Origin of the sequence: Nocardioides endophyticus, from assembly GCF_039543845.1 — a bacterium.
Taxonomy (GTDB): Bacteria; Actinomycetota; Actinomycetes; order Propionibacteriales; family Nocardioidaceae; genus Nocardioides; species Nocardioides endophyticus.
Map to the genome: position 1 here is coordinate 85,470 of NZ_BAABKN010000023.1, position 13,579 is coordinate 99,048.

The 13,579-nt window shown below is 70.1% G+C and carries 15 protein-coding genes; 5 read left to right on the top strand and 10 right to left on the bottom strand.

The genetic code is table 11. The features are described 5' to 3' along the window. Positions 1-38 precede the first annotated feature (38 nt). Positions 39-1,550: an ASKHA domain-containing protein gene (locus tag ABEA33_RS17585; RefSeq protein ID WP_345528208.1), complete on the top strand. Its 1,512-nt coding sequence runs from the start codon at positions 39-41 to the stop codon at positions 1,548-1,550. Continuing rightward, the gene (locus tag ABEA33_RS17590; RefSeq protein ID WP_345528209.1) at positions 1,489-2,139 is read left to right on the top strand and encodes a DUF1638 domain-containing protein; all 651 of its coding nucleotides are present in this window, start codon (positions 1,489-1,491) and stop codon (positions 2,137-2,139) included. The genes ABEA33_RS17585 and ABEA33_RS17590 overlap by 62 nt, the downstream gene beginning before the upstream one ends. Positions 2,140-2,203: 64 nt before the next feature. Here the strand turns inward: ABEA33_RS17590 and ABEA33_RS17595 are convergent, their stop codons facing one another. Both ABEA33_RS17595 and ABEA33_RS17600 read right to left on the bottom strand, forming a co-directional pair. After that, positions 2,204-3,052, bottom strand: a complete 849-nt coding sequence (locus ABEA33_RS17595; RefSeq protein WP_345528211.1) for a methylenetetrahydrofolate reductase — start codon at positions 3,050-3,052, stop codon at positions 2,204-2,206. Between the two features lie 40 nt (positions 3,053-3,092). Next, complete coding sequence (locus ABEA33_RS17600) at positions 3,093-4,496, bottom strand: MFS transporter (protein ID WP_345528212.1); 1,404 nt, start codon at positions 4,494-4,496, stop codon at positions 3,093-3,095. 64 nt (positions 4,497-4,560) lie between these two features. Here ABEA33_RS17600 and ABEA33_RS17605 point away from each other — a divergent pair, with 64 nt between their 5' ends. Further along, on the top strand, positions 4,561-5,421 hold the full coding sequence (locus ABEA33_RS17605) for a GTP-binding protein LepA (protein ID WP_345528213.1): 861 nt from the start codon (positions 4,561-4,563) through the stop codon (positions 5,419-5,421). An 82-nt stretch (positions 5,422-5,503) separates the two neighbouring features. Here the strand turns inward: ABEA33_RS17605 and ABEA33_RS17610 are convergent, their stop codons facing one another. The 6 genes from ABEA33_RS17610 to ABEA33_RS17635 form a co-directional block, all read right to left on the bottom strand. Beyond that, a complete protein-coding gene (locus ABEA33_RS17610) occupies positions 5,504-6,073 on the bottom strand; it encodes a TetR/AcrR family transcriptional regulator (RefSeq protein WP_345528214.1) in 570 nt (189 codons plus the stop codon). A gap of 5 nt (positions 6,074-6,078) precedes the next feature. After that, positions 6,079-7,521, bottom strand: a complete 1,443-nt coding sequence (locus ABEA33_RS17615) for a fatty acid desaturase (protein WP_345528215.1) — start codon at positions 7,519-7,521, stop codon at positions 6,079-6,081. A 77-nt stretch (positions 7,522-7,598) separates the two neighbouring features. Next, positions 7,599-8,378 carry an ABC transporter ATP-binding protein gene (locus ABEA33_RS17620; protein ID WP_345528216.1) on the bottom strand — a complete coding sequence of 260 codons (780 nt, stop codon included), beginning with the start codon at positions 8,376-8,378 and terminating at the stop codon, positions 7,599-7,601. Positions 8,379-8,391: 13 nt separating this feature from the next. Further along, positions 8,392-9,153 (bottom strand): ABC transporter permease, encoded by a 762-nt coding sequence (locus tag ABEA33_RS17625; RefSeq protein ID WP_345528217.1) that lies wholly within the window; start codon positions 9,151-9,153, stop codon positions 8,392-8,394. Next, positions 9,153-10,157 carry an ATP-binding cassette domain-containing protein gene (locus ABEA33_RS17630; RefSeq protein WP_345528218.1) on the bottom strand — a complete coding sequence of 335 codons (1,005 nt, stop codon included), beginning with the start codon at positions 10,155-10,157 and terminating at the stop codon, positions 9,153-9,155. Before ABEA33_RS17630 ends, ABEA33_RS17625 begins: the two co-directional genes overlap by 1 nt. A gap of 45 nt (positions 10,158-10,202) precedes the next feature. Next, the gene (locus ABEA33_RS17635; protein WP_345528219.1) at positions 10,203-10,919 is read right to left on the bottom strand and encodes a maleylpyruvate isomerase N-terminal domain-containing protein; all 717 of its coding nucleotides are present in this window, start codon (positions 10,917-10,919) and stop codon (positions 10,203-10,205) included. Positions 10,920-10,999: 80 nt separating this feature from the next. On the opposite strand from ABEA33_RS17635, the gene ABEA33_RS17640 reads away from it, so the two are divergent. Then, positions 11,000-11,788, top strand: a complete 789-nt coding sequence (locus ABEA33_RS17640; protein WP_345528220.1) for an NYN domain-containing protein — start codon at positions 11,000-11,002, stop codon at positions 11,786-11,788. Positions 11,789-11,792: 4 nt separating this feature from the next. Here ABEA33_RS17640 and ABEA33_RS17645 read toward each other — a convergent pair whose 3' ends face one another. Then, on the bottom strand, positions 11,793-12,425 hold the full coding sequence (locus ABEA33_RS17645; protein WP_345528221.1) for a PadR family transcriptional regulator: 633 nt from the start codon (positions 12,423-12,425) through the stop codon (positions 11,793-11,795). A gap of 42 nt (positions 12,426-12,467) precedes the next feature. Here ABEA33_RS17645 and ppgK point away from each other — a divergent pair, with 42 nt between their 5' ends. Then, the gene (ppgK, locus tag ABEA33_RS17650; protein ID WP_345528222.1) at positions 12,468-13,220 is read left to right on the top strand and encodes a polyphosphate--glucose phosphotransferase; all 753 of its coding nucleotides are present in this window, start codon (positions 12,468-12,470) and stop codon (positions 13,218-13,220) included. A 51-nt stretch (positions 13,221-13,271) separates the two neighbouring features. Here the strand turns inward: ppgK and ABEA33_RS17655 are convergent, their stop codons facing one another. Beyond that, positions 13,272-13,577, bottom strand: a complete 306-nt coding sequence (locus ABEA33_RS17655) for a MarR family transcriptional regulator (protein ID WP_345528223.1) — start codon at positions 13,575-13,577, stop codon at positions 13,272-13,274. Positions 13,578-13,579 lie beyond the last annotated feature (2 nt).

Here is a 13,579-nt window from a genome sequence, read left to right on the forward strand (position 1 = left end):
CTCCACCTGCGGCGGCCACGGTCGGCGTCGGCCGCCAGGTGATCCTGCGGCCCGCGATCCAGAAGCGGTACGTCGAGCTCGACGAGCCCAGCCTCACCGACCAGCGCACCGACCTCGGCCGGCTCCTGCAGGCGATCGACGACCTGGAGCCGGTCGCCGACCTCCACGTCCTGCGCCGGCTGCCGACGGTGCTGCGAGCGGCCGACTTCAAGGTCACCGCGGTGATCGTCGACGAGGCGCTCATCGACGTGGAGCCCGGCGACACCACGAAGTCGCAGTACGCCATCGCCTTCGACCTCGGCACGACCACCGTCGTCGCCACTCTCCTCGACGTCGCGACCGGAACCCCTGTCGCTGTGGCGTCGATGCTCAACAGGCAGCAGCCCTTCGGCGGTGACGTGATCACCCGCATCAGCGCCACGATGATGGACCCCGAGGCCCTCGGCCGGCTGCAGCGCGCGGCCGCGGAAACCCTGTCCACACTGGCGATCCAGGTTTGCACCGAGGGCGAAGTCGACCCGAGCCACGTCTATGAGGTGGCGATCGCCGGCAACGCCACGATGACCGCACTGGCGCTGGGGATCGATCCCGAGCCCCTCGGCGTCGCACCGTTCATCATGTCCTCACCGCAGCCACCCGACGTGCTCGCCTCCGAGCTCGGTCTGGCCCTGCACCCCCGGGCCCGGGCCACGTTGTTCCCCGCGCTCGGGGCGTACGTCGGCGGCGACATCGTCGCCGGCATGCTGGCCTCCGGGATGGACCGTGACAAGCGCACCCGCCTCTTCATCGACGTGGGCACCAACTGCGAGATCGTGCTCAGCGACGGCGACCGGATCCTGTCGACGGCGGCGCCCGCGGGACCGGCGTTCGAGGGCGGGGCGATCCGCTGCGGCATGCGCGCTGCCGACGGCGCGATCGAGGTCGTGAAGCTGGCGGACGATGTCGAGCTGGGCGTGATCGGCGACGTGGAGCCGCGCGGGCTCTGCGGATCCGGGCTGGTCGACGCGGTCGCCGAGCTGGTCAAGGTCGGGCTGCTCGACGCGTCGGGGCGGTTCGTCCCGGACGACGTCGCCAAGGAGGTCGCCCCGGCCCTGGCCGACCGGCTCACCATCTTGACGTCCGACCGGGGTGAGGAGCGGGTCTTCGTGTTGCACCGGCCGGCGCCAGACGCCGAGCCGGAGGACTGCGTAGTGCTGACCCAGCGCGACGTCCGCGAGCTGCAGTTCGCCAAGGCCGCCATCTCGACCGGCTGGACGCTGCTGCTCGAGGAGCTCGGCCTGGAGCACCGCGACGTGCAGCAGGTGCTGCTGGCCGGCTCCTTCGGCAGCTACCTGTCGGCCGCCTCCGCCGTACGCATCGGCCTGGTGCCGAAGCTGCCCGTGCTGCGCATCGTCGCGGCCGGCAACGTCGCCGGCGAGGGCGCGAAGATGGCCCTGCTGTCCATCCGCGAACGGGCTGGCGCGCAAGCGCTCCTGGAGGAGGTGACGTATGTCGAGCTCTCCGACCGTTCCGAGTTCAACGACCGCTTCGTCGACCAGCTCGGCTTCTGACCGACCAGCACGGACCGCGCTCATCGCGTGCGGCGCGATCGCCCAGCCCTGCAAGGAGATCGTCGACCGCCACGACTGGCCGGTCGACGTCCACCCGCTGCCGCCCCTGCTGCACAACCAGCCCCAGCTGATCGCCGGCGAGGTACGCCGGCTCGCGACCGACCTCGCCGCGTCGTACTCCTCCGTCGCCGTCGGCTATGCCGACTGCGGGACGTACGGCGCCCTCGACTCGGTCTGCGACGACCTCGGCCTGGCCCGGCTGCCGGGCCTGCACTGCTACGACGTCTTCGCCGGGGCGTCCCGCGTCGAGCAGTTCTTCGCCGACCAGCCGGGGACCTACGTGCTGACCGACTTCCTGGTGCGGTCGTTCACACGCACGGTGATCCAGGAGCTCGGCCTGGACCGCCATCCGGAGCTGCGCGACACCTACTTCGGCCACTACGCGCGCGTGGTCTGGCTCGCGCAGGCTCCGGACGAGGACCTGCGCGCGCTCGCCGAGGACGCCGCCGCCCGGATCGGCCTGCCCCTCACCGTCGTCGAGACCGGCGACGCCCGCCTCGAGGCGGCGTTGGCCGACCTGGTGAGCTGACGCCCGCGGGACGTCATACGGATGGAGCAAACGGATGCTCTATCCGCATGACGTCCGGCGGGACCTAGCCCCGCAACCGCCCCAGCAGCCCCTGCCGCCAGGCCTCGGTCTCGGCGATCTGGTTGAACGTGAAGACGTGCAGCCCCTCGACGAGCGACGTGGGTTCGGCGAGCGTCGGCGCACACTGCTCGAGGAAGCGCTCGCCGGTGAAGCCGCCCGGAGCGGCCAGACGGGCGAAGGTGCCCTTGTGCTTGGCCAGGAACCGGGTCGACTCACCCACTCCGATCTTGGTCGCCATCGTGAGCAGCTTGGTGCGGTCGACCGGGCCGGGGATGCCCAGCAGCAACGGCATCGTGACGCCGCGGCCGCGCAGACGGTGCACCCAGTCGCGGATCACTGCCGGGTCGAAGGTCAGGTTGCTGACCACATGGGTCGCATAGTGCCGCTTGTCCCACATCGCCTGCACGGTCAGGTCGTCGTGAATGGTCGGGTGCGACTCGGGGTAGCCGGTGATCCCGACCTGCTCGAACGGCCGGCCGAGCTCGGTGAGGTCCAGCAGCAGCGCCAGCGCGTCGGCGTAGTCGCCCGCAGGGTCGGCGTCGCCGCCGGGCACGAACACCCGGGTGATGCCCTTACCGGTCAGCCGACCGCAGATCTCAGCCAGCTCAGCCCGACCGGTGACCATCCGGGCCGCAATGTGGGGTACGACGGTGTAGCCGTGGCCGGCCAGCCGCTCGGCCAGGTCGAGGGTCGCGTCGAGACCCTTGCTCGGCGACGCGGTGACGGTGACCGTGACGTCGCGCGGGACGTGGGCGAGCACCTTGTCCTCGGTCGAGGCCGTCGGGAGCACCTCGTAGCGCACGCTGTCGAGCAGCCGCAGGAGCGTCGGAGTCAGCGATGCCTTGTTGCGCATGATGCAACTCGTTTCGGGATGCGCACCGGATGCCCGAAGTCTAGTCCTCCGGGTTGCGGATCGTCACCCACGAGACCACGCCGCCGAGCGCGAGCAGGGCCGCGCAGATCAGGGTGGCCGACTGGTACGCCGAGTCGAAGGCCACCGGGTCGGCGTACTGGTCTCCTGTCAGCCCGACCGCGACCGGCAGCGCGGCGACAGCAAGCAGCGAACCGGCCCGGGCGACAGCGTTGTTGACGCCGCTGGCGATGCCAGCGTGATCGTCCGAGACTGCCGCGAGCACCGTGGCCGTCAACGGCGCCACCATCAGCGCCAGGCCGAGTCCGAAGATCGTCAGGCCGGGGAGTACGTCGGTCCAGTAGTTCACGTCCGGGCCGACGTCGAGCAGCAGCAGCGACCCACCGGCCATCACGATCGGGCCGACCGTCATCGGGATCCGCGGGCCGATCCGGGTGCCGAGCTCGCCCCCCTTGGACGCGAGCAGCAGCATGCAGACCGTGATCGGGAGGGTGGCCATGCCGGCCTCGAGCGCGCCGTACCCACCCACGGTCTGCAGCTGCAGGACCAGGAAGAAGAGGACGGCACCGAGGGCGGCGTAGACCAGCAGCGTCATCGCGTTGGCGGCGGTGAAGGTCCGGTCCGCGAAGATCCCGAGCGGCAGCATCGGGTGCTCGCTGCGGCGCTCGTCGACGACGTACCCGACGGCCGCGAGGATCGCGATGCCGATCGCCCAGGGCGCGAAGTCCCCGCCCCACTCGATCAGGGCGTAGGTGAGCCCGCCGAGGAAGACCGTGGCCAGCAGCGCACCGGTGAAGTCGAGGCGGCGCGCCGCATGCGGGTCGCGGGTCTCAGGGACGGCCTTCATCGCGATCACGACGGTCAGCACGGCGATGGGCAGGTTGATCAGGAAGATCCAGCGCCAGCTCGCGTACTCCACCAGGAAGCCGCCGAGGAACGGACCGATCGCCGACGCGATGCCGCCGAGCCCGACCCACGAGCCGATCGCCTTCGCCCGGTCTCCCCGGACGAACGCGCCCTGGATCATCGCCAGACTGCCGGGCGTCAGGAGGGCGGCGCCCGCGCCCTGCAGGATGCGCGCCGCGATCAGGACGGTCGGGTTGGGGGCGATCCCGCACAGCAGCGAGGCGAGCGCGAACCACACCGTGCCGATCACGAAGATCCGCCGTCGGCCGTACCGGTCGCCCAGCGAGCCGCCGAGCAGGATCAGGCTGGCCAGCGAGAGCAGGTAGCCGTTGGTGATCCACTGCAGCTGGGCGAGCGACGCGTCGAGGTCCTCACCGATGGTGCGCAGGGCGACGTTGACGACGGTGCCGTCGAGCATCGTCATGCCGGAGCCGAGCACGGCGGCGGCCACCACCGCACGACCCGTCGCGGTTCCGAGTCGTACGCCGTCGGGGCCGGCCGATCCGGAGGCGTCTGTCACACCGAAGACCGTATAGGGGTCATCCCCGATGAAGGCTGTCCTAACCTGCCCCTAGGATTCTGCAATGGCGCTTGTTTCCCTCAACGAGACGAGGCTGGCCGACCATGTCGACCGACTTGGACTCGAGCATCCGCCGATCGACCTGGCGTCCGTCGACTACTCCGTACGCCGTCCCGACCTGTTCAACGCCCGCTACGGGCACGTGCTCGACTACATGGCCCGGGTCGAGCTGGAGGTCGACCGCAACGTCGTCGAGCTGACGACGCTGCTGCCCGACCCGCCCGAGATCGACCGGCGCTTCTACGCCGAGGTGTGGCAGCCGCAGGAGATCCGGCACGGACAGATCCTCGACGAGCTCCAGGTGCAGCTCGGCCGGCCGGCCGCCGAGCCCGACCTGACGTCGCTCGGCGCCAAGATGAAGATCCTCGGCGCGCTGGCCCACCTCGACCCCTTTCAGGACGTCTGCCGGATGCTCTACTACCTGACCGGCATGGCCACCGAGCGTTCCGCAGTGCTGGCCTACAACCTGCTGCACGACGGCGTCGTCGAGATGGGCGAGTCGGCCGTGGCGCAGACGGTGATCGCGCCGATCCGCCGCCAGGAGCCCGGCCACTACGCCTTCTACCAACTCTCGGCGCGCGGCCTCTGGTCGCAGCTCGCCGCCTGGCAGCGATGGATGGTGCGCCGGATGCGGAGCCTCTCCTTCGCCCCGGTCGGCGCCAACAACGCCCAGCAGACGGCCGACTTCGGCGACATGCTCGCCACCCTGCGCATCGACCAGGATGTCGACAACTTCGCCGGCCAGATCTCCCGGGTCGAGCGCGAGCTGCTCTGGGCGCACAAGCGCGGCCTCAAGGTCCCGCCGTACGTCGCCAAGGCGTTTCGTGAGGCTGTTGAGTTGGCCCAGGTGCGGCGCGCTGCGTAGTCCGGGGATACCCGGTTAACCGGGTATTCCTGAGGTTCTGGGTCTTTGCAATGCCCGAGAAGCTGACGAAGTGCCCGAGAAGTCAGCCCCGCAGCGCCCGGCCGGCGAGCCAGGCGATGCCGTCGGCGGTCTCGGCCGGCGAGCCGGTGGGCTGCATGACATGGCTCAGCACCACCCGGACGACGACGTCGATGGCCACCTCGAGGTGCGGGCCGTCCAGGCCGAGGTCGTACGGCGTGACCCGCTCGGTCACCACCTGTTTGGCCACCGCCAGCAGCGAGTGCGAGTGCGTGGTGAGCAGCGGGAGGAGCTCGGTGTCGGCGCCGTGCGTCGCGGAGACGACCGCGTGCAGCAGCTTGTTGTCCTGGGCGAGCTCGAGGACGCCGTACGTCGCCGCGCGGATCGCGTCCACGAGTGCGTCCGGATGACGGTCGAAGGCAGCTGACACCACGTCGAGGAAGCGGGCCAGCTCGCGGAGGATGACCGCCTCGGCGAGCCCCTCCTTGGAGCCGACCTCGTTGTAGACCGTCTGCCGACTCACGCCGACCCGCTCCGCCAGCGCGCCCATCGTGACCGCGGACCAGCCCGACTCGGTCGTCATCGCCACGGCAGCGTCGACGATCCGCTCACGCGTCGTCGGTGCGGCCGTCATGAGGCTCAGGCTACGGCCTCGGTGAGCGGCACGAAGTCGACCTTCTCGCGTACGCCGCAGTCGGGGCAGCACCACGAGTCGGGGATGTCCGCCCACGCCGTACCGGCGGCGAACCCCTCGTGCTCGTCGCCCTGCTCGACGCGGTAGGTGTAGCCGCAGCCGGGGCAGCGCGCGGCAAGCACCTCGTCGACTGCACCGGTGGTCGAGCTTGTCGAGACCCCCGCAGCCGACGTGCTCTCCGCAACCACCGGGGCCGGATACTTTGCCAGGATCTTGTCCCGCTTGCGCGGCGACAGGTTGGCCTTCGACAGGTCGCCGTCGAAGTGGGCGAGCACCCGCGGGTCCATCACCCGGCGCCAGACGGCGGGTACGGCGGCGAGCACGATCATCCCGGCGTACCCGGTCGGCAGCACCGGCGACTCCTCGAAGTCCCGCAGCGACTGGTAGCGCCGGGTCGGGTTGGCGTGGTGGTCGCTGTGCCGCTGCAGGTGGTAGAGCAGCACGTTGGTCGCGATGTTGTTGGAGTTCCAGGAGTGCGTGGGGTCGACCCGCTCATAGCGCTGGCGCTCGCCGACGCCGACCTTTTGGCGCAGCATCCCGTAGTGCTCCATGTAGTTGACCACCTCGAGCAGCGAGAAGCCGACGACCGCCTGGATGAGCAGGTACGGCAGGATCCCGATCCCGAGCCAGGCGATGAGCCCGCCCCACAGCACGAGCGACATCAGCCAGGCGTTGAGTACGTCGTTGCCGACCCGGAACGGATGCTGCTTCTTGCGGGCGTAGCGCCGCTTCTCCAGGCGCCAGGCCGACTTCAGCGAGCCCAGGACCGTGCGCGGCCAGAACTGGTAGAAGTTCTCGCCGACCCGCGACGAGGCCGGGTCCTCGGGCGTCGCGACCCGGACGTGGTGGCCGCGGTTGTGCTCGATGTAGAAGTGGCCGTAGAAGCTCTGGGCCAGGGCGATCTTGGACAGCCAGCGCTCGTTCTCCTCACGCTTGTGGCCGAGCTCGTGGGCGGTGTTGATGCCGATGCCGCCGATGCAGCCGATGGAGACGGCGAGCCCGACCTTGTCGACGACGCTCAGGTCGGCGCCGCCGGCCATCAACCACATCGCACCGACGAAGCCGGCGTACTGGACCGGCAGGAAGAGATACGTGATCCACCGGTAGTAGCGGTCCCGCTCGAGCGCCTCGATCACGTCGTCGGGCGGGTTCGACCGGTCGAGGCCGGCGACCAGGTCGATCGCCGGCACCACGACCAGGATGACGATCGGCCCGATCCAGAACCAGAATCCCCAGCCGGTCAGTGCCCAGAGCCCGTAGCCGATGAAGGCGAGCGACGGTACGACGAGGCCGATCAGCCAGAGGTAGCGCTTCCTGTCCTTCCAGCCATCGGTGGAGCTGGCCGAGACGGTGCTGTTCGCACTGGTCGATTGCGGAGTGGCGGACATCCGAGGTGCCTCCTGTGGTGGTTGACAAAACCATAAGGAATGTCAACCAACTTGACAAGCGATCCACAAATGTAAAGTCAGGCCCGGGCGTGCCACCGCCCGGCGTCGCGGGTGATCCGGATCGGGTGGTCGAAGCATGCGGACACGAGCTCGGTGGTGAGTACGTCGTCGACCGGTCCGGCCGCGACCAATCGGCCGCCGCGCAGCAGAGCCGCGTGGGTCGTCGAGGGTGGCAGCTCCTCGAAGTGGTGGGTCACCATCACCGTCGTCAGCCCGGGGATCGACGCCGGCAGCTCGTCGAGGGTGCGGATCATCTGCTCGCGCGCGGCCACGTCGAGCCCGGTGCTCGGCTCGTCCAGAAGCAACAGGGGTGGGTCGGTCATCAGGGCCCGGGCGATCAGGGTCCTGCCACGCTCGCCCTGCGACATCGTGTGCCAGTGCGGCGAGGTCGGCACGTCGACGCCCATCGTCTTCATCATCAGGTGCGCCCGGTCGAGCTCGTCGGCCGTCGGCTCCCAGCGCGGCACCCGCTCGATGGACCCGGTGATCCCGGTCAGCACGATGTCCTCGACGGTGAGGTCGGAGCGCAGCGGGTGCCGGGGGGACACGTTGCCGATCGAGCGCCGCAGCTCGCGCAGGTCGATCTCGCCGAGCCGGCTGCCGAGGACGCGCACCCAGCCCCGACTGGGGAAGGTCACCGCACCGCAGAGGTTGAGCAGCGTGCTCTTGCCGGCGCCGTTGGGCCCGATCAGCGCCCACTGCTCGCCGTACCCGATCTCGAGGTCGATGTCGGCGAGCAGCGGGCGGCCGTCGCGGATGAAGGTGACGTCGCGCAGCTCCAGGGCAGGTGTGGTCATCCGCCCAACCTAGTCAGGCGTTCTCGCGGCGGAAGGTCGCCGTACCCCACCAGGTGCCGAGCGCGGCGAGGACCACTGCCCACACCGTGCCCCAGAGCACGGCCGAGGAGGCGAGGTCACCGGCGAACCCGTCGCGGACGGCGTCCACGATCCACTTGAAGGGCATGAAGTCGCTGAGGGACTGCAGCCACTCCGGGCCGAGCGTCATCGGCAGCAGGATCCCGCTGAGCAGCAGGACCGGCATCATCACGATGTTGATGACCGGCGCCATCACGTCCTCGCTCTTGGTCGTCAGGGCCAGCGCGTTGGAAGCCGCGGCGCAGGCGCCGCCGATCAGCAGCGTGAGGGCGACCCCGAACACGATGCCGACCGCGTCGCCGCGCATGCCCATGAGGTAGCCGAGAGCCACCAGGATCAACGCCTGGACGAAGAGCTGGATCACGTCGCGCATCAGCCGGCCGACCAGCAGCGCCGACCGGTTGGCCGGCGTCACCCGCTCGGCCTCGATCACGCCCTCGCGCCACTCGCCGATCAGGCCGAAGCCCGCGAAGAACGCCCCGAACATGCCCAGCTGCACCAGCAGACCCGGCACCAGGAACGTGTAGGCGTTGTCACTGCCGGTGTCGAACGAGGCGACCAGCGGCTTGAGCAGTGGGCCGAACAGCACCAGGTAGAGGACCGGCTGCATGATCCCGATCAGCACCCAGGCGGGGTTGCGCAGGTTCATCCGGATCTGTCGCTGGAAGACGATGTTGCTCTCGCGCACGAAGGCCATCAGGCCACCTCCTCGGTCTCGATTTCGGTCTCGTCCGTGCTCTCGCCCGCCTCGGCGTCGCGCAGCGACCGGCCGGTCAGGGTCAGGAACACGTCGTCGAGCGTCGGCCGGAGCACCTCGATGGAGTCCAGCTCGACCCCGGCGGAGCCCAGGTCCCGGAGCAGCCCGGGTACGGCGCGACCCGCGCGCTGCACCCGGCCGCGCACCCGCCGACCGTCGGTCTCGACGCCGTCGGCGATCGAGCCGAGCCGCTCGGCGGCCAGGGTGACCTGGTCCGCGGTCACCTCGAGGACCACCAGGTCGCCGGAGACCTGGGCCTTGAGGTTGTCTGCAGTGTCGGAGGCGACGATCCTGCCCTGGTCGATGATCACGATCCGGTCTGCGAGCGCGTCCGCCTCGTCCAGGTAGTGCGTCGTCAGGAAGACGGTGGCGCCGAAGCGCGATCGCAGCCCCTCGATGTGGTCCCAGAGGTTGGCCCGCGCCTGCGGGTCCAGCCCGGTCGTCGGCTCGTCGAGGAAGACCAGCGTCGGGTCGTGGATCAGCCCCATCACCACGTCGAGTCGGCGCTTCTGCCCGCCCGACATGTTCTTGGGCATCCGCTTCCAGAGGCCGTCCAGCTGGAGCTGCTCGAACAGCTCCTGCCCCCGGCGTACGGCGTCGCCCCGCGACATGCCGTAGAGCATTCCGTGGTCGACGACCTCGTCCCCGGCGTACGCCCCCGAGAAGGTCGAGCCGACCTGCGAGACGTAGCCGATGCTGCGGCGCACCTGCACCGACTCCTTGACGACGTCGTAGCCGGCGACCGTGGCCGTGCCCGCCGTCGGCTTGATCAGCGTCGTCAGCATCCGCAGCGTCGTGGTCTTGCCCGCACCGTTGGGGCCGAGGAAGCCGACGACCTCACCCTCCGCGACGTCGAGGTCGACGCCGTCGACGGCGTGGACCTCCTTGGCGTTCTTGCCGCGCCCCGTGTGGAACGTCTGCACGAGTCCTCGTGCGGTGATCATGTGGTCTCCTATGTTCAAACTTGAACAGTTGTGACGACTAAGTGTTCAACATTGAATAGCCGACGTCAAGCCGACCCCAGGAGGACCGGGCCAGCCGCCGCGACTCATCGGTCGGGCGGTGCGGCCCCAGAGCGCGAGGTAGAGACTCACCGCCGTGCCCCCGATCTCCCAGTCCGCGGCCGGCACCTCCGGGCGGGGGCCGTCCCCGCGCTGCGCGACCGCGGGACGCGGGCCGACCCGGACCAGCCACCAGTCGGGTACGTCGTCGGGTGCGGCCACCAGCACGGACTCCTCGTCGCACCGCAACCGCGACGTCGGCCGGGTCGCGAACCCGGTCAGCACCTCGTCGATGCCGTCGACCGCGATGTCGGTCGCGATCCAGGTCTCGACCGCTTCGGGCGGCCGCCCGAAGACCGCGGCCAGCGCGTCGACCGCGCGCAGGGTCGTCTGGTGGCATGCGCGCCGGGCCCAGAACTCCTCCGGCGCCCGGGTGATCGCCTCCACCAGCTCGATCGCCCCGTCGCGCAGCCACTCCATCGGGTCGCCGACCAAGGGCTCGACGACAGGCTCGCTCTCCCCACGCAACATCGCGGCCGTCGAGCGGTGTGCCGCCCCGAGATGGGCGACCAGGTCGCGCACCGTCCACCCCGGGCAGGTCGGCACCGGCGCGACCGGGCCGGCGCGATCGGCGTACCGCACGAACGCGACCATCGCGCTGCGGAGACCCTCCAGGTGACGGGTCGGGGGGAGCTGGGTGGGCACACGTCGAGCGTGACACTTCGCTCGGGGAGGGGCATCTGGATTACTGGCCCCATGATGGTGGAGGGTGTAGGAGTGAGGGCGTGACCGAGTCCCCGACCGTCCGCCTCGCCGTGCTCATCGACGCCGACAACGTCTCCTCCTCCCACTCCTCGGCGCTGCTCGCCGAGCTCGCCCGGTACGGCATACCCACCGTCAAGCGGGCGTACGGCGACTGGACGACCCAGCAGTTGACCGGGTGGAAAGGCGAGCTGGCGCGGCACGCGATCCAGCCGATCCAGCAGTTCGCCAACACCGTCGGCAAGAACTCCACGGACTCCGCGCTCATCATCGACGCGATGGACCTGCTCTACTCCGCCAACCTCGAGGCCTTCGCGCTCGTCTCCAGCGACAGCGACTTCACCCGGCTCGCGACCCGGCTGCGCGAGTCGGGCAAGACCGTCTACGGCCTCGGTCAGCGCAAGACGCCCGCTTCCCTGCAGGCGGCGTGCGACAAGTTCATCTTCCTGGAAGTGCTGCGCGACCAGGACGACTCCGACGACGAGCCGGGCCCGGACGCCGACACCGAGGGCGACTCGCTGCCCGACCTGCGCACGATCATGGAGGCCGCCGTACGCAGCACGGCTCAGGAGGACGGCTGGTCGCCACTGGGCGCGGTCGGCACCTACCTGGGCAAGGCGCATGCGTCGTTCGACCCCCGCCACTACGGCTTCTCCCGCCTCAGCGTGCTGGTCGGCAAGCAGGACTACCTCGACCTCGACCACCCCGATGGCGGCCAGCCGCGGGTCCGGGTCACGCCCAAGCGGACTGCCCGCAAGCGCGCGCCCGCAAAGAAGACGAGTACGGAGAAGGCTGCGGCGAAGAAGGGCTGACGCCTCAGCGGTCGAGCAACGACCGATAGCGCTCCCGGTCGGCGTTCATCTGCCAGCCCGGGTCGTCGGCGGGCGGCGTCCAGCCGTTGTCGCCCGGGGCGAAGGCGAGCTCACCGCTCTTGACCTCCTCGATGGTCTCCCGGAGCCAGGCGAGCTCCGCGACCGCGAGGTCGAGCCAGAGCAGCATCGAGCGGGTCGCGTGGGGCGGCGCCACCCCGGGCTTCGCGTTGCCGAACTCGGCGACGGTGCGCTCGAGCTCGACCCGGCGCTTGATCAGGCTCCGCTGCACCTCGCCGCGGTCGAGCAGCGGCAACATCGAGAACGCAACTGTGAAGCCGCTGCGCTCGTACGGGTTCACGGTCTCGAGCGCCTCGATCATCAGCCGCCGCAGCTCTGTCCGACCCAGATCGGTGAGCTCGTAGACCGCCACCTCACGGCCGGCGTCGACGAGGTCGTGGCGGCGCAGGTGTCCCTGGCCGGTGAGGGTGGTCAGGCCGTGGTAGATCGAGCCCGGGTTGGTGTGCGCCCAGCGGTCGACCTGCCACGAGAGCAGCTCGCGCCGGATCTGGTAGCCGTTGACCGGCTCGAACAGCGCGACCGCACCCAGCAGCAGCATGCGGGTCTCCTGGCCGGCCATGCCGTGAGTGTAGAGACAGGTCTTGGCCCGTAGGTTGGTCCCATGGCCAGCGCACAACCCTTCGGCATCGACTTCGGCGGCACCGGCATCAAGGGAGCACCTGTCGACCTCGACACCGGCGACTTCGCCGCCGAGCGGGAGCGGATCCGCACCCCGGAGAAGTCCACTCCCGAGGCGATCGCGGAGATCTTCGTCGACCTGCTCGCCAAGTTCCCCGACTGCACGGGCGCTGTCGGCGTGACCGTCCCGGGCGTCGTACGCCACGGGGTGGTGCACTCCGCCGCCAACATCGACAAGGGCTGGATCGGTACGGACGCCGACAAGCTCTTCACCGAGGCGACCGGGCGCGACGTGCACGTCGTCAACGACGCCGACGCGGCCGGCCTCGCCGAGGTGCGGTACGGCGCAGCGAAGGGCCGCACCGGTCTGGTCATCGTCACCACGCTCGGCACCGGCATCGGCTCGGCGCTGGTCAGCGACGGCGTACTCGTCCCGAACTCCGAGCTCGGCCACCTCGAGATCGACGGCCACGACGCCGAGTCGCGGGCGGCCAACAGCGCCCGTACCCGCGAAGACCTGTCCTGGGAGCACTGGGCGAAGCGGCTCACGAAGTACTACCGGACGCTCGAGAAGCTCTTCTCGCCCGACCTCTTCGTGGTCGGCGGCGGGGTGAGCAAGGAGTCCGACCAGTTCCTGCCGCTGCTCGACATCGACACCGAGATCATCCCAGCCAAGCTGCGCAACAAGGCCGGGGTCGTCGGCGCCGCGCTCTACGCGAGCGAGGGCGGCGGCTGAGGAACGAAGTCGCGACCGGCGGGTCGAGACCTGGTGGGCAGGCCTGCCGGCTCAGCCAGCCTCGAGGTCCTCGAACGCCGCGATCGCTCCGCGGAGGTAGCGCTCCACGACGGCCCGCTCATCGGCCGTGAACGAGCCGTCCATCCGGTCCAGCGCGACGAACATCGGCAGCAGGTGCGCGAGCACGTCCTCGCGGCCGGACTCGGTGACCTCGATCTGCGTACGCCGCCGGTCCTGCCCGTGAGGCTGGCGCTGCACGTGCCCGCGTTGGGCCAACCGGTCCACCAGACCGGTCGACGCCGCGGTGGTGACGTCGAGGATGCGCGCCAGCTCACCGGGGCCGAGCGGCTCGCGCATCA